The sequence below is a fragment of the Ascidiimonas aurantiaca genome (genome assembly GCF_037646345.1).
In the GTDB taxonomy this organism is placed as follows: Bacteria; Bacteroidota; Bacteroidia; order Flavobacteriales; family Flavobacteriaceae; genus Ascidiimonas; species Ascidiimonas aurantiaca.
In genome coordinates this window covers 70,275-86,427 of the sequence record NZ_JBBEWR010000001.1, presented here as the reverse complement: position 1 = coordinate 86,427, position 16,153 = coordinate 70,275, and the positions used below count along the sequence as shown (strand labels likewise).

Below are 16,153 nucleotides of genomic sequence, written 5' to 3'. Positions count from 1 at the left end.
CTTATTCTGTTATTTCTAACCGGGCCGGAGGTTCTATTTTTCCGGTAAGCTTTTCTTTCCAGTTTTTCCAGCCATATTTTTTTGACAGGATGAGCAATAACAGCGGATATACTATTACAAAAGGTAACAACATATCAAAACCCAATTCGGGCTCTCCCATGTCTTTAAATATAGAGTGTGTTTGAAAAGCAGTCCAGTCTGCCGTTACCAGAAAAGCGGTTACCAGGTTGTTTGCTGCATGGTATCCTAACGCCAGTTCAAGACCTTCATCCAAAAGTGTTATCATACCCAGAAAAAAACCGGTTCCTATATAATACAATATGGCAATTTTTCCCAATTTATCAATTTCGGGGTTTTGTAAATGCAATAGTCCGAACGATACAGAGGTTATAATAAGCGGTAACCAGCGATTTTTAAAGAGTACGGCTAAAAACTGCATCAGATATCCCCTGAAAAGGTATTCTTCAAAACTGGTTTGAACAGGTATAAGAAGTATTCCTATTACTACCAAAATCAAGAACGGGACCAATTTAAAGTTTAACTGGTAGTTTTCAGGATTCATAAAATAATCAGTGAAAATAAGAGAAGTGTTCACCAATGCAATTAATACAAAAGCAAAAGCTACCCGTTTCCAGTCTATCGAGGCTCTGGAAGTGGTTAAATTTTTGAGAGGTTGTGCATGCAGAAACTTCAATGCCAGTATTAGGAAAATAAAACCTCCCAAAAAAGGCAATAATAAAAAAATAAGATTTAGGTTGGGTTCAAACAGTGTAAGTAAATAACTGATGTCATTCAGGCGGGAGGCATCAGCCTCTTCATTATACACCTTAATCATGAGAGCTGCGGTATGGGGCAGTGAAAAAATGAAGGCCCCTGCAATGACCATAATAATTCCAATTATATAGCGCCACCAATCATGATAAAACTTAAAGGCTTGTGATAAATACATATTTATGCGATTAAATTAACGTTCCATTTGTTCTGCGGGATATATTCCAAAAATCCGCTATGAGCCCTCAGAGGGGCGTCAAAATTGTTAGTAAATAAACCTCCGGTTCCCAGGCCCTGTGGGAGTGTTACATTTTTGGTATATGTCCATTGGGCTATGGCATTAAGACCAATATTACTCTCCAGTGCACTGGTAACCCACCATCCTGCCCCGTACTTTTCTGCGAGGCATATCCATTCTTCACTTCCGGCAAAACCGCCTACAAAACTGGGTTTTAATATAATATATTGCGGCCTGATTTCCTGAAGTAATTGCTCTTTTTTTGTTGTGTCAAATACTCCTATTAATTCTTCGTCCAGAGCTATGGGCACCGGCATTTTTTGACAAAGTTTTGCCATTTCACTCCATTGTCCCGGCTTTATGGGTTGCTCAATGGAATGAATGCTAAATGATGCCAGATCATTCAATCTATCCAGGGCATGAACAGAAGTAAAGGCACCATTGGCATCTACTCGTATCTCAATTTGATCTATCGAAAAATGCGTACGTATGGCTTCAATTAACGCCAGTTCCTTCTTAAAATCTATTGCCCCTATTTTTAGCTTGATACACTTGTAGCCTTCTTCCAGTTTCTGCTCAATTTGTTGTTTCATGAAACCGGGATCTCCCATCCAAATGAGTCCGTTAATAGGTATGGAAGCACGGCCTGAAGTAAAGGCCGAAGGAAACAAAAGAAACGGATCTGATGCGTGTAGTGAAAGAAAGGCCTGTTCAAGACCGAATTGAATGCTGGGAAAATCTTTGAGCGATGCTAACAGGTGCTCTTTTCCCATATGTAAATGAGCAATTACCCACTGTAGCTTTTCTTCATAGTCCGGACGGTCGTCTGCACTGAGGCCCCGAAGTATTCCGCATTCTCCAATACCTGTTTTACCTGCTTCTTCCAGAAGAATAAACCAGGTTTCTTTCTCAGTAAGTACACCACGGGAAGTACCTCCGGGAATTTTAAATTTAAGTATATGCTTACGGTAACTGCCTTTCATTTTGTACGAACTCAAATTTAACCATAAATTTGAAGACTACGTGTTAATTTCCCATTTATGAAAGGAAAAATTGTTTGGATAACGGGTGCATCAAGCGGTATAGGCGAAACATTGGCCTATGAATTATCAAAAGCAGGTACCAGCCTTATTCTTTCTGCCCGACGAAAAGAAGTATTGGAAAAAGTAAGGAGCCGCTGCGAAAACAAGGAACAGGTATTTGTCTTACCTATGGATCTTTCAGATTGGGAGGGTATGGAACTACTTTGTAAACAAGCTATGGGCTTTTTTGGAAGTATTGATATTCTGGTAAATAATGCGGGTATTAGCCAGCGTTCTCTTATCACAGAAACTGTATTTTCAGTAGATAAAAAATTAATGGATGTTAATTATTTAGGAACAGTTACACTGTCAAAAGCATTACTTCCTTATTTCCTTTCGCAAAGAAAAGGCCATTACGTTACCGTAACCAGTTTAATGGGAAAGTTTGGCTCTCCTTACCGGTCTGCATATTGTGCCTCTAAACATGCTTTACATGGCTTTTTTGATGTTTTAAGGATGGAACATGAAAAAGATGGAATTATTGTTACCATGATATGCCCCGGGTTTGTAGATACTAATGTGGCCCGAAATGCACTTACGGGTAACGGAAAACCTCAAAATACGAATGACGAGGCTACCAAAAACGGATTGTCTCCTTCTTACCTGGCAAGAAAAATAATAAAAGCGGTAGATCGTAAAAAGTTTGAAGTCTATATTGGCAAAAGAGAAGTAATAGGTATTTACCTGAAACGGTTTTTTCCAAAACTACTTCATAAAATGGTACTAAAAAGTAAGGTTCGCTAATGCCTACAGAGAAATATGTTCTCCTATTTCGAGGAGCATAAGATCTTTACCCGCCTCATAAAACTTCTTTTTGGCGGCTTCGTGATCTATTTCAATATACCCAAACGTATCATAATGGTATCCCATGATCTTATCGCATTCAAGAAAATCACTGGCTAGTATGGCATCTTTTATACCCATAGTGAAGTTATCACCTATAGGTAAAATAGCGAGATCCAGTTTTGTTTGTAAAGGGATCAGTTTCATATCAAAGGTAAGTGCTGTATCTCCTGCTATGTAAACCGTTTTATGCTCACCTTCTATCACAAATCCACCAGGTTGTCCGCCATAGGTACCATCTTCAAAAGAAGAGGTATGTATGGCATTTACATATTTAAGTTTACCAAACTCAAAGTCCCAAATACCTCCGTGATTCATTGGATGAAAATCAAATCCCTTTTTCCCGTAATAAGAGGCTATTTCAAAGTTTGAAACAATGACTGCATTGTTATTATTGGCTACTACCGTTTCCACATCGGCAGTATGGTCGCTATGCGCATGAGTAAGTAAAATAAAATCGGCTTTTAACGTACTTACGTCTATTTTGTCTTTTGCTAACGGATTCCCTGAAATAAAAGGGTCAACGATAATGGAAACTCCTTTGACTTCTATTCCCAGGCAGGCGTGCCCGTAAAATGTGATTTTCATAACTACAATTTGTGCCTTTTAAAGATACGAATTTCAGCTAAAATTGAACCAAAAGCGAACACCATCTACATCTTTATCATAATTAAGGGTAGATCTTAACTGGTTTACAAGACGTTCAATAAGCTTGATACCTAAAGAGCTACCGGCCCTTTTCTCTACATCATCCGGTAATCCGTTACCATTGTCAAGGTATTCAAAGACACCTAATTTACCATTTAGGCGAACACTTATGTAGATCTGCCCGTCTTCTCTTCCCACAAATGCATATTTGAGAGAATTGGAAACCAGCTCATTAATAATAAGACCAATTGGTATGGCCCTGTCGATATCCAGCTCCGTTCCTTCTGCATCTATGATGATATTTATTTTATGACCGCCTTTTTTATACACTGACTGAACACTGTTAACCAGAGACTCTATATACTCCTGCATTTGTATTACAGAGAGATCCTCATTTTGATAGAGTTTCTGGTGAATGAGTGCCATGGCTTTTACGCGGCTTCTACCTTCTTCAAGTGCGGCAATGGCTTCTTTGCTTCTTGTGTTTTTAGTTTGCATACTCAAGAGGCTGGATACCATTTGCAGATTGTTTTTTACTCTGTGATGAATTTCTTTAAGCAAAGAGTCTTTTTCTGCCAGTGAAGATTCAATAATACTTTTCTGCTCTTCAATTACACGCTTATTCTTTACACTTTTAAAATATGCAAAAATGGCGATAATAGATACCAGTAAAGCTACAGCCAAACCAATAAAACTATAGTTTATTTTCTTATCTCTTTGCTGAATGGCTACTCTGGTTTTCTCTATATCTTTCTTCTGTTGCTCTATTGTAGCTTTTTGGTTGTCAAGGTCAAAATTTACAAGAGTGCCTAACAACTCCCGTTCTCTTAAGTTTGCTAACGCTGAATCTTTTATCTGAATGTATTTCTTGAAGTAAAATGATGCAGAATCCGAGTCGTCTATCTTAAGGTAATATTCGGCCAGCAAACGGTCAAAATCGGTAATCATTGAACGGTTTTTATACAAAGCTATACTATCGAGATAACGCTTGGCAATTCGCGGACTTTCCAACTTTAAGTAGCAATCGGCAAGATTGGCCCAAAGCTCAAGCAACGTAACTGAGAATTTCCCTTTGTGATAATCTTTCACTGAAGATACCCCCGATTCCAGTAATGGTATGGCCTCATCTACACGGCCTAACGCGAGATAACACTTTCCGAGGTTTCCCTGTATCTCACCTTTTAAGAAAACGGCCTCGGCAAACTGTTTTTCTGATTTTGCGTATCGGTTTTCACCTAAATACAGGTTGATATAACTTAGCGCCAGGTTAATTTTTTTGATGGCCGAAAAATAAGAGCCATCTAATCGCAGATAATTACCCTGCTCGTTATTATATACGGCGTTTGCAAAAAAATCACTCTCCTCCAGTTCCGGCTCTGTGATGAGCATATAATCCATGAGAGCTTGGCGATAAAGACCCAGACTGGCATAAATGTCATATAATAAAACACGTTCTCCAGTCTTACTAATTTCTTTTCGAATGGTAAGTTGCTTATCATATTGTTTTAGTGCAGCATAGGTATTATCCATCAGGTGCAGTAAATGTATCCTGAGTTCGGGTTCGAGCTTTTTGTTTTTTTCAAATAGTTCTTCTGAAATACCAATACTTTTGTCATAATCTCCCAGATCGTAATAGATTTGGGATAAAATGGTATTATATCCGTACACAGCGGAGGAATCTTTTTGTTTTCCATATACTTCCAGATCCTCAGTTAACTGCTTGATCCAATTGCTGGCTGAAGTTTTCAGGTACCGGTTTTCTGAGTCAAAAAACAGATCCACTTTACGGGAAACATCTTCTTCCTGTAGAAACGAAGTAAAAAGGTCTTTCTTTTCTGAGGCAACTTCTTGCGAATAGGCCGCTACCAACAGAAAGAGGCTCATCAAAAAAGCCTTAATAATGTGTCTTAGTGTGTAAAACATTGATAACTTTTTTGTCAGATACTTTAATTAACAGTATTTGGTAACAAGTTATTTCAATGGTTAAAAAAAGATCTTCTTTTACCTTCTGTATTTGCTATTAAACAAACAGAAAGTGAATTTACAAAGTAAAGCAATTAAGTCAACATTCTGATATGGAAAATCTTTTTTCGTCCTTAACATAAGTATTTGGTATTTTTTGGGGCAATACTAAATAATTAGCTGAAACAATAGAGTAAAACTACTGGTTTTTAATGTTTGAATTAAATTTTTGTTGCATACACAGGCAAATTTGTTGTCAAACAGCCATACTCTATATATATAACGCTTTTATACAGGAATTCTTGAAAAGAGAATCCCGGAGAACGATTCTCCGGGATTCTTTGTTGTTAAATAAACCCTATAAAAATGAAACAAGACTTGAAAATTGACAAAACCAATTATAGCATCCTATTTTCTGTTTCAAACATACTACCTTCTGTTATTATATATAAATTTTTGTTGTATAATGTCCTCAAGTTGTTGTGAAATGGGCTTCTTTTAAAAAAGTATATATCCTGTTTGGATAGTGTAATAAAAAAAGCCTTGTTAAGTAGGTAACAAGGCTTTTTAGGGAAGGCTTTTGATAGTAATTTAAGATTTGGGTTTCTGAATACTATCACTAACTATTTTCATTCGACAGGGTAAAATTCAGTAAACTATACCGGTTATCAAAATATATGTTGTGTAACACTTCTTTTTTGTTGTGAAAAAATAAAAATCTGATTTTTGGCTTGTTTTCATACTGGAATAATATGCAGATACAGAACAAAACCAGGGTATTATAATAAAAGCCCGGATTCTCTAGTTATGACCGGTACCTAAGTATGGGAGGAGGTAAGTTATTATAAAAAGAAAAGCCCCGGAAGACCGGGGCTTTGGGGCTGGGTATATGTTAACATGATTAAGATGTGAGGCTAATTCAAATAATAATTTATTAATACTTTATAAAAGTATCAAAGCTTCGGGTTTCTTAAAAATTTATGTTGTGTAAATGAAAAAAACTGTTGTGAAATACCCCGGTTTGTGTGTTTAGCCATTTAATGTTATAAAAAAAGCTCTGAGAGTTTCTCAGAGCTTTTGGGGCTGGGTATATGTTAGCATGATAAAATTTGGGACCTTGTCTGGAGATTTGTTCTTCAACAAATACAATTCAAATATATGTCAAGGTCACACACTAACAAAAATATTGTTGTCAAGTGCCTTTATCATGTGGTGAAATCACATTTTTGAGGAGTTTAAAAAAATGCTAGGAGTTCATTGAAGACAGAATGAAGTCTTTAAATTCTCTTGAGATAGGAATTAACTGCTCTTTTATCATAATATCCTTGCTGTTTACTGCCTGTATATGGTTAATATTTACAATGTATGATTTATGAGCCCTGTAAAAATTTTGTGATGGCAGTTTTTCAATATAATCCTTTAAAGCCGATCGTACAAGGAACTTCTTATCTGCAGTGTTAATTTCCAAATATACGTTATCTGCTTTAATGAATTGGATATCATCGAAATAAATACGATAAAACAAGTCGTTCTTTTTTACAAAGATCGAATCTTTCAGCACTGAATTACTAACTACCTCCCCACTCTCTTCTTCTTTGTTAACAGACGACCTTTCACTGGTATTTTCGTCATAATTATAAGAAGAAAGTGCGATCTCTATTGAAGTATAAAGATCCTGTTGCTCAAAAGGTTTTACTAAGTACCCGTTGGGTTTTACCTGTTTTGCATTCTCAACAGTAGCCCTATCGGAATTGGAGGTAACAAATATGAAAGGTATATTGTGATGGTCTCTTATGTATTTACCAAGATCAATACCTGTTTCGGGAGAAGCCAGTATAATATCTAGCAAGGCGAGATCTACCTTTGTACTTTTTAAAACAGATACAGCCTGATGGTAATCTATCACATTCCCAACAATTTCATAGCCCATATCTTCTAACATATACTGTATATCGTCTGCTATTATTACATTATCTTCAACAATTAAGATTTTGATGGCGGCATCCATGCTCATTTTTCGGGTATAGGTTAGTTAGTGCTAATAAAACTACAAAAATATATTGATACTTATGGCAAATAGCAATGCAAAGAAAAAGATACTTAGTGCTAATTTTTTAAGTTCCGGGTCCAGTTTCTTAGGATCTTTGTTTTTATATACTCTTAGAATATGAAGGGTAATGGGAATAAAGGCTATGAAAAAAATGAAATTTACAGGTTCACGGTAGGCAATAATAAGATACACCACTGAAAAAAACATGGCACTCACCAATAAATAGTAGTGATAGTATTTTGAAAATTCTGCTCCTATTTTTACCACCAGGGTATTTTTTCCTGATGCCTCGTCACTTTCCCGATCCCGCATATTATTAAGGTTTAATACGCCCGTACTTAAAAGCCCCATGCTAAACGCAGGAAAAATTAAGCTCCAGTCTAATTCTCTTGTATATAGAAAATACGATCCCATAACACTTACTAGCCCAAAAAAGATAAAGACGAAAACATCGCCATACCCGTGATAGCCGTAAGCAGAATTTCCTACGGTATATTTAATAGCGGCCGCAATAGCCAAAATGCCCAAAACCAGAAAAAAAAGAGAAATTGCCGGATATTGCCTTCCAAAAGCCACGTATATTAGTAAGGCAGAGAGTAAAAAGCTTAGCACAACCATACTATAAATGGCTTTTTTCATTTGCTGAGAAGTAATAGCTCCCGTTTGAACTGCCCGAGCAGGCCCTATACGATCTTCATTATCTGTACCCTTTACCCCATCTCCATAATCATTGGCAAAATTGGAAAGTACTTGAAATGAAACGGTGGTAAGGAGTGCCAAAATACATATAGTAATATCGAAATAACCTTTAGAAGCGGCTATTGCGGTTCCTACAATGATTCCTGAGACAGATAACGGAAGTGTTCGAAATCTTGCAGCAGCTATCCAGACAGTGAGTTTTGGCATGATCAATAAGGTTCTTCTACCTGAATTCTTTTACCATTAACATAAGAGACCACAAAAGCATCTTCAAATCCTAATTTAGCGAGTTCAAAACGAAAAGACTGCGCTTCTTTAAGTGTTTCAAAAATACCTAATGAATAGGAGTAATAGGGATTGTTCCTTACTAATTGAGTGTTGTTAAGTGAGACGGGTAACAAAGAGACTCTATTATTCTCAAAAGCACCTACCTGTACGGCAAAGACTTTCTGTTTTTTAAGAAGGTTCTTGGCCAGATAAAAATCATGAACACTGTTAAGCTGGCTGTTTTTTTCCTGTAAACTTCGTATTCTTTCACGAAGTTGCTCAATACTGTCTAATGAGATAGTGACTTTATTCTCACTATTGGTTTTAAGCTTTTCTACTGTTTTGCTAACCCCTAACGAATAGGCAATCACAATCGCTGCGATTACTACACTCCCAACAGCTATTGCAGCAAATATTTTTTTTTGTTTTTTACTATGCTTTACTTCTTTGCTTTTATAGCTTATTTGTTGTAACAATCCCTGATTAACGGCCTGCTCTTTTTCAATTTTTTTATGTAACCCTAATAAATCTTCTTCTTCTATATAAGGCATACGTATTTTTTTTTAAGGTATCCATTTGATATCGCTGAAATCAGGCTTTCGCTTTTCCAAAAAAGCATTTCTCCCCTCTTTGGCCTCATCTGTCATATAAGCCAATCGGGTTGCTTCTCCTGCAAACACCTGTTGTCCTACCATTCCATCATCTGTAAGGTTAAAAGCAAACTTAAGCATTTTAATGGATGTAGGCGATTTTTCCAATATTTCCTGTGCCCATTCGTAAGCGGTAGTTTCCAGTTTATCATGGGGTATTACGGCATTTACCATTCCCATCTCATAAGCATCCTGAGCGGAATAATTCCTTCCCAGGAAAAAGATCTCACGTGCTTTTTTCTGACCAACCATTTTAGCCAGATATGCAGACCCATACCCTCCGTCAAAACTGGTTACATCGGCATCAGTTTGTTTAAAAATAGCGTGTTCCTTACTGGCCAGGGTAAGATCACAAACCACGTGAAGGCTGTGGCCGCCACCTACCGCCCACCCGGGTACAACCGCTATTACTACTTTAGGCATAAACCTAATAAGCCTCTGTACCTCCAGGATATTAAGCCTGGGCATTCCTTCTTCATCTACATATCCCTGGTGGCCTCTCGCATTCTGGTCTCCACCACTGCAAAAAGAATATACCCCATCTTTTGGAGAAGGTCCTTCTGCGGAAAACAATACAACTCCAATAGAAGTGTCTTCTCTGGCATCGAGAAAAGCTTCGAATAACTCAGCAACAGTTCTGGGTCTGAAGGCATTTCTAACTTCGGGCCTGTTAAATGCAATACGGGCCACTCCGCCACTTTTTTTATAAGTAATGTCCTGATATTCTTTTACTGTTTGCCAATTAGCCACTTTCATACTTTTTGCAAAATTATAAGTTATTTATCATTTTATCGCTACAAGCTACTTTATTTATCATATTGTCCGCCTGTACATTTCTTTACTTTGAGGCAGATACACAGGGTTTTTCTGCTATACCATTCTAATACCCTTTTCCTCCAATATGATATGCTTCTCTCTATAAAGTTTCCCTATGGCTTTTTTAAAGTCTTTTTTACTCATTTTAAAATACTCGCGTATTTCAGAAGGGTTACTTTTGTCATGAAAAGGTAAAAAACCATTTCGGGCTTCAAGCATTTCGTATATCTTATTTGCATTTTTCTCTGTATGCGAAAGGCCTGTTTTACGTATGGTAACATCAATTTTTTTATCTTCTCTTATGAGTTTTATTTGCCCTTCCAGAATTTGTCCGGCCTGGTACTCTTCAAAAAGTTCATTTGTATATACCAATCCCAGGTATTTACCATTAATAAGAACTTCCATACCCAGATCAGTGTTCCGTACAACCATGAGTTCTACCTCTTCAAGCGGCTGTAAATCAATTTCATCATGCTGTAAAAAACGATGGATTCTGGTGGAAGCTACCAAACGACCGGAGTGATTATCAAGATAACAATACACAACGTACTTTTTACCGGCCTGAACCGGTTGTGTTTGTTCCTTGAAGGGCAACAATAATTGTTTTTCAAGACCCCAATCTAAAAAAGCTCCTACTTTATTGACTTCCATTACTTTTAAAGCAGCAAAGCCTCCTCTTGTAATATAGGGTGTACGTGTGGTTGCCACAAGCCTTTCGAGTGAATCCAGGTAACAAAAAACAGTTAACTCCTGTCCCGGGTTGATATTTTCAGAAACATCTATATGGGGTAGTAGCACCTCTTCATCTTCATCCCGCAAATACCAGCCATGCGTACTCTCCTTAGCCGCTATGAGGGTATTGTATTCTCCAATTTTTATCATACTTATTCTTGAAGTGCAAAGATAACAATAAAAAAGTGCCGGATTCCCGGCACTTTCCCTTTAAAAATTTTGGATTTGTACTATTGGTACACTGTTTCTTTATTAAAATGTTTTACCAAAAGATAATAAATAACGGCTCTGTATTTATTTCTGTTGGAGCGGCCATATTGGTCAATAACAGCATCTATGGCTTTATCGAGTTTGGCATTGTCTTCAAGTCCCAGTTTTTTTATTAAAAACATTTTCTTTACAGTTGTAATTTCCTTTTCACTGGTTCCCGAAACGGTAGAAGAATCGGCATTGTAAATAGAAGGTCCTAGGCCAATGGTTACTTTCGTCAGCAAATCCATATCAGGGGTAATACCACATTTTTCTTTCAAATCTGATGCATAACGGACAATCAGTTCGTCTCTTTTACTCATAATTTAATTGAAGTTTTAAGTTAGCTATTATATTTAGGATAGCTAAATATACCATTTTTTAAAGTTGAGTTCTGTGAAAGCTTTATATTATCTGATAAAATCAAAATACCTTATCAAAACTTCATCATTTATTTTATTTGGTGTAAAGACCTCCAGCAGAACCGGTTTTCCAGAGGAATTGTAGAAATGAGAAAGTGCAAAATCTAATGAACTCTCATCGTGGGCACTCATATATTTTAAACCGAACATATTGCATAAATGACTTGCATTAAGTGTATGTCTGGTCTCAAAATAAGTGCTAAATTTTTTTGAATGTTTAGGCCCCGGTAAAATTCTGAAGATCCCGCCTCCCCCGTTATTGATTACTATAATTCTGAAAGAATTCGGGATGTAACTGTTCCAAAGAGCATTACTATCGTAAAAAAAGCTGAGATCGCCTGTAACAAGCAGCACCGGTGTTTTAGAAACCACCGCTGCTCCAAGAGCCGTAGAAGTACTCCCGTCAATACCACTGGTACCACGGTTACAAAAAACAGTTAGTGATGGATCAAGATCAAAAAGTTGTGCGTATCGTACCGTTGAACTATTGCTTAACTGAACCTGGTACTTTGCAGGAACAGACCGGAAAATATGATGATATGTTAAAAAATCTGAAAAAGGAACAACCGAAGTGTATGTTGCATGCTTTGCGCGCCTTTTTTGCAAAACTTCAAACCACTTTTCACGGTAGATAACAGAACCGGAAGGAGAGAGGTTCTTTAAAACGATACGAAAAAAAGTACCGGGATCTGTTTTGAAATGATGCGTAAGGCAGAAAAACGTATCAAACCCCCATGTTGGATGTATATGAAAATGATATTTTGGAGGATACTTCCTTAAAAATGCCTTGATCTTTTTAGAAATGATCATACCTCCAAAAGTCACTAGCATATCCGGACGCAGGCCTTTCAGAGCCTCTTCATCTTTCTCAACAGGTGCGATTACCTTGTCTATGGAAGGAAAAAACCGGTCATGATATAAATTTGATGTGGTTTCAGTAAATACAATTACATCTTCCCGGTTCCCTAAAAACCGGATAGCACTATCTTCAAGAGCATTGGGGCTATTAACCCCTGTTAAAACCATTTTTTTAGCACTGTTTTGCCAGGCTGCTGTGAACTCCTGTATTTTACTATCCGCGATGTTAAAAGAAGAGTTTTGAATACGCTCTGAGGGCTGCACAGATAAGTTGGCAGGAGTATTTACCATTTCGTACAAAGGTTCTTCAAAAGGGACATTGATATGCACAGGGCCCTGTTGATTGATAGCTGTGCTTAGCGCTTCTGACACTAGGGTTTCATTCTCTGCCAAACGGTCGTCTTCATCAGAAAGATTAACCGAAAGTAAAATGTGATTTTGAAAAACATCCGGTTGCCTGATGGTTTGTCCGTCACCTATATCTATTTTTGAAGCCGGACGATCTGCAGATAACACCACTAAAGGAATCGTGCTGTAAAAAGCTTCCGAAATCGCAGGGTAGTAATTGAGTAAGGCAGATCCTGAGGTACAGACCAATACTACAGGCTCACGGGTTTGTTGTGCTATGCCCATACCAAAAAAGGCAGCACACCTTTCATCAACAATACTGTAACAGGTAAATGCACTATCCTCATAAAAACCCATAGTTAAAGGAGCATTGCGAGAACCGGGAGAGATAATTATATGCCTGACTTCATATGCTTTGCAAAGGCCAACGACACTGCGCGCCAGTTTTATACCAGGATATTTCATATACCAACAGACTTTTGTTTAAAAAAGTGTTTACGCTTCTTTTCCAATGGTACTAAAAACAAAAAAAGAAAACAGGAATGTAGCTTGTTCATTGTTTGCAAAGATACGGACTTCACAGGTTTTGAAAAAGTCAGATATGGTGCAGGAGCACCTTTTTTAAAGTTCCTGTTTTGTTCACGGTTTCTTCCCATTCCTGTTCGGGCACGCTATCTCTGGTAATACCCCCCCCCACGTAAACAGTGGCCTCTTTGTCTTCCAGGGACATGCACCGCAGGTTAACAAATAAACGGGTTTCTTTGGCAGTAACCATACCTGTAAACCCTGAATAAAATGAACGGTTGTACGGTTCATTTGCCAAAATGAAGGTTTTTGCTTTTTCTCTAGGCATACCGCATACAGCCGGTGTAGGGTGAAGTGCGTTTACTATTCCAGATATTTTATCAACCGTACAATTGCCCTCAATACGTGTACACAGGTGTAACAAATTACCTGCCCTTATCGTAAAAGGGCCTTCTTTTTTTAAATAGGTGACCCTCCCTTCAAGGTTTTTACAAATAAAGCTGGTAACAATGTGCTGTTCTTCTTTTTCTTTATCTCCCCATACTGCTTCTAAGGAGTCCCTGTATAACTTAGTGCCTGCGAGGGACATTGTCGTTAACCGCCCGTCTTTGTGGTGAAGAAGCGTTTCAGGGGTAGCTCCCATCCATATCCCCACTTCGGGATGAAACCATACATATACATATGCCGAGGGGTATGTATCGCAGAGCCTCACAAAAACAGATAGGGGTTCTTCATTAACCGGTACTGATTCTTTTCTGGAAAGTACTACCTTTTGAAAAGAACCGGCTTGCATAGCGGTTACTGCTTTACGTACTAATTCAATATGACGGGGTCTGGCTGTGTCCTCATCGCCAGAGGTAATATGAAACTCAGAAAACTGGTATGCAGGAACGTTTGTTTCGTAAGTTTGTGTTAGGAACTCGCTGCTTTCTAAAGGGAAAAGTATTGTTTTTTGTCTGGAATCAAAAGGAGCAAAAACATAACCCGGCCGTAACAAGGTATTATCTGTATGAAGTGTTGTATCCTTCTGGAAAATACCGCAGAGCTCATTGTTTTCCGGAGTTTTGAAAACAACAAAAGGTTTCTTGTCGCGCAACCAGGTATATGCCTTTTGTATTATAGAAGAGTCAAGAATCATTTTTTTCTGGGTAACGTAATCGTAGTTAGTTTACATACCGATATAAGGTTGCCTTCTTCATCTCTGATCTCAATATTCCAAAGTTGAGTAGTTCTGCCTTTATGCGTAAAATTTGCTTTGGCATATACAAAACCTTTTTCAATACTCTTTACATGATTGGCCGCTATTTCAATACCTCGTACATAATGGTCTTTAGTATCGAGAAAAATGTACGAAGCGGCACTTCCTATACTCTCAGCCAGGGCTACCATAGCGCCTCCATGCAAAACACCATCCGGTTGATGCACTCTGGGCGTAACAGGCATACGACCGGTAAGATAATCATCTCCCACGTCTGTATATTCTATATCAAGAGTTTCCATAAGCGTATTAGGGATCATTGCGTTACATGCCCTTAAAATTGTTTTCTTGTATTCTTCTGTCATGGTATTAATTATAGTATGTAGGGCCCGGTTCCAGAAAATTTTTGTGAGCGCCCGTTTTTTCCATTTATTTTTGTAAAAGTACAAAACCGCATCTCAAAAAAATGAAAACAGAAGAAAAGGAAGTAACATATAAACACACTAACAGCTACTCCACATTAAATACCCTCACTTCACAAACTCGCAACGTATGGTTTGTATGTCATGGTCTCGGATATTTAAGTCGTTATTTCCTGGATTATTTTAAAATATTCCCACCAGAACATAATTATATTATAGCACCTCAGGCACCTTCCAAATATTATCAGGGAAGCGATTTTAAACATGTAGGGGCCTGCTGGCTTACCAAAGAAAACACACGTACCGAAAATGAAAATATAATGACGTATCTGGATGCTGTTTACACCTCAGAAAAAATTCCTCAACAATGTAATTTTATTGCTTTTGGATATTCACAGGGTGTTTCAGTGCTTTTGCGATGGCTTGCCCGAAAAGAGATCTACCCTTCAAAAATCATTATCTATGCCGGAAGCATTCCTGAGGAACTCACTGCAGATAATTTTAGCTTTTTAGATGCTTCCAAAACAAAAATCTATCACGTTTTTGGCAATAACGATCCTTATATAAATAAACAACGTCTTGAACATGAATTTGATAAACTGAGAACACTTTTTGGAAATACAGTGGTTCACCGATCTTTTGAAGGGGGACACGAATTTAAAACATCAATTTTATCTGAGTTTATATGAATACAGAGCCATTTATACTTGAGAATGAAAGAGCAAAACTCGAGGTACTTACACTTGAAAATCACAAAGTTCTTCAGCCCGTTGCTTCCGAAAAAGATATTATACCCTATTCCCCTTCTCGCCTGGGTTCATCTGCAGATCTGGAAAAATATGTGAAAACCGCCCTGGAAGATCAGGTGAAAGGAATTTCCATTCCATTTATCATATTTGACAAAATGGTTCAGGCCTATGCAGGTTGCACCCGCTTTGGACATATAGATGCGCGTAACCGCGTACTTCATATAGGGTGGACCTGGTTAGGGAAAGATTTTAGGGGTACCGGCTTAAATAGCAGTGTAAAACTATTGATGTTAGCCTATGCTTTTGAGATAATGAATTTTGAAAAGGTTGAATTCCGTATCGATGAGCGCAATATAAGATCTCGCAAAGCTGTTGAAAAATTGGGTGCTTCTCTGGAAGGCATACTTAGATCTGATGTTATTATGCGAGATGGGTATCGGCGTAATACCTGTTGCTATGGTATTTTAAAAAGTGAATGGCCTCAAATCAAAAAAACACTTCTGGCTCTTTAGACTTCCGTTCCCTTTTTATACTAAAGCGCTGTTTTAGAACCTGCACCAAAGGGCATTAATAGTTAAACCTTACCTCTGATACGGTTTTTCTGGTTTTATATTTAACGTTTTC

16 protein-coding genes are annotated in these 16,153 nt (G+C 37.7%); 3 read left to right on the top strand and 13 right to left on the bottom strand.

Annotated features, from left to right (window positions below; genetic code table 11):
- Position 1: 1 nt before the first annotated feature.
- Both WAO84_RS00400 and WAO84_RS00395 read right to left on the bottom strand, forming a co-directional pair.
- Entirely contained in the window at positions 2–949 is a 948-nt protein-coding gene (locus tag WAO84_RS00400; RefSeq protein WP_340063034.1) for a CPBP family intramembrane glutamic endopeptidase, read from the bottom strand.
- Between the two features lie 2 nt (positions 950–951).
- Positions 952–1,992: an o-succinylbenzoate synthase gene (locus tag WAO84_RS00395; RefSeq protein ID WP_340063033.1), complete on the bottom strand. Its 1,041-nt coding sequence runs from the start codon at positions 1,990–1,992 to the stop codon at positions 952–954.
- A gap of 57 nt (positions 1,993–2,049) precedes the next feature.
- On the opposite strand from WAO84_RS00395, the gene WAO84_RS00390 reads away from it, so the two are divergent.
- Complete coding sequence (locus WAO84_RS00390; RefSeq protein WP_340063032.1) at positions 2,050–2,835, top strand: SDR family oxidoreductase; 786 nt, start codon at positions 2,050–2,052, stop codon at positions 2,833–2,835.
- A 3-nt stretch (positions 2,836–2,838) separates the two neighbouring features.
- Here WAO84_RS00390 and WAO84_RS00385 read toward each other — a convergent pair whose 3' ends face one another.
- From WAO84_RS00385 to WAO84_RS00335, 11 genes are all read right to left on the bottom strand, one after another.
- Positions 2,839–3,522, bottom strand: coding sequence for a metal-dependent hydrolase (locus WAO84_RS00385; protein ID WP_340063031.1), 684 nt, complete (start codon positions 3,520–3,522; stop codon positions 2,839–2,841).
- A 33-nt stretch (positions 3,523–3,555) separates the two neighbouring features.
- Positions 3,556–5,505, bottom strand: a complete 1,950-nt coding sequence (locus WAO84_RS00380) for a sensor histidine kinase (RefSeq protein WP_340063030.1) — start codon at positions 5,503–5,505, stop codon at positions 3,556–3,558.
- A 1,285-nt stretch (positions 5,506–6,790) separates the two neighbouring features.
- The gene (locus tag WAO84_RS00375; RefSeq protein WP_340063441.1) at positions 6,791–7,552 is read right to left on the bottom strand and encodes a LytR/AlgR family response regulator transcription factor; all 762 of its coding nucleotides are present in this window, start codon (positions 7,550–7,552) and stop codon (positions 6,791–6,793) included.
- A gap of 39 nt (positions 7,553–7,591) precedes the next feature.
- Complete coding sequence (locus WAO84_RS00370) at positions 7,592–8,500, bottom strand: 1,4-dihydroxy-2-naphthoate polyprenyltransferase (RefSeq protein WP_340063029.1); 909 nt, start codon at positions 8,498–8,500, stop codon at positions 7,592–7,594.
- Positions 8,501–8,502: 2 nt separating this feature from the next.
- Positions 8,503–9,111, bottom strand: a complete 609-nt coding sequence (locus WAO84_RS00365; protein WP_340063028.1) for an SPOR domain-containing protein — start codon at positions 9,109–9,111, stop codon at positions 8,503–8,505.
- 12 nt (positions 9,112–9,123) lie between these two features.
- Entirely contained in the window at positions 9,124–9,966 is an 843-nt protein-coding gene (locus tag WAO84_RS00360; protein ID WP_340063027.1) for a 1,4-dihydroxy-2-naphthoyl-CoA synthase, read from the bottom strand.
- A 114-nt stretch (positions 9,967–10,080) separates the two neighbouring features.
- On the bottom strand, positions 10,081–10,908 hold the full coding sequence (locus WAO84_RS00355) for a CvfB family protein (protein ID WP_340063026.1): 828 nt from the start codon (positions 10,906–10,908) through the stop codon (positions 10,081–10,083).
- An 80-nt stretch (positions 10,909–10,988) separates the two neighbouring features.
- Entirely contained in the window at positions 10,989–11,330 is a 342-nt protein-coding gene (locus tag WAO84_RS00350; RefSeq protein ID WP_340063025.1) for a DUF2853 family protein, read from the bottom strand.
- Positions 11,331–11,417: 87 nt separating this feature from the next.
- Positions 11,418–13,100, bottom strand: a complete 1,683-nt coding sequence (menD, locus tag WAO84_RS00345) for a 2-succinyl-5-enolpyruvyl-6-hydroxy-3-cyclohexene-1-carboxylic-acid synthase (RefSeq protein ID WP_340063024.1) — start codon at positions 13,098–13,100, stop codon at positions 11,418–11,420.
- A gap of 130 nt (positions 13,101–13,230) precedes the next feature.
- Complete coding sequence (locus tag WAO84_RS00340; protein WP_340063023.1) at positions 13,231–14,298, bottom strand: chorismate-binding protein; 1,068 nt, start codon at positions 14,296–14,298, stop codon at positions 13,231–13,233.
- Positions 14,295–14,723, bottom strand: a complete 429-nt coding sequence (locus WAO84_RS00335; protein WP_340063022.1) for a PaaI family thioesterase — start codon at positions 14,721–14,723, stop codon at positions 14,295–14,297. Before WAO84_RS00335 ends, WAO84_RS00340 begins: the two co-directional genes overlap by 4 nt.
- A 101-nt stretch (positions 14,724–14,824) precedes the next feature.
- Here WAO84_RS00335 and WAO84_RS00330 point away from each other — a divergent pair, with 101 nt between their 5' ends.
- Complete coding sequence (locus WAO84_RS00330; RefSeq protein WP_340063021.1) at positions 14,825–15,469, top strand: alpha/beta hydrolase; 645 nt, start codon at positions 14,825–14,827, stop codon at positions 15,467–15,469.
- Positions 15,466–16,041 (top strand): GNAT family N-acetyltransferase, encoded by a 576-nt coding sequence (locus tag WAO84_RS00325; RefSeq protein WP_340063020.1) that lies wholly within the window; start codon positions 15,466–15,468, stop codon positions 16,039–16,041. The genes WAO84_RS00330 and WAO84_RS00325 overlap by 4 nt, the downstream gene beginning before the upstream one ends.
- The last annotated feature ends 112 nt before the right edge of the window (positions 16,042–16,153 follow it).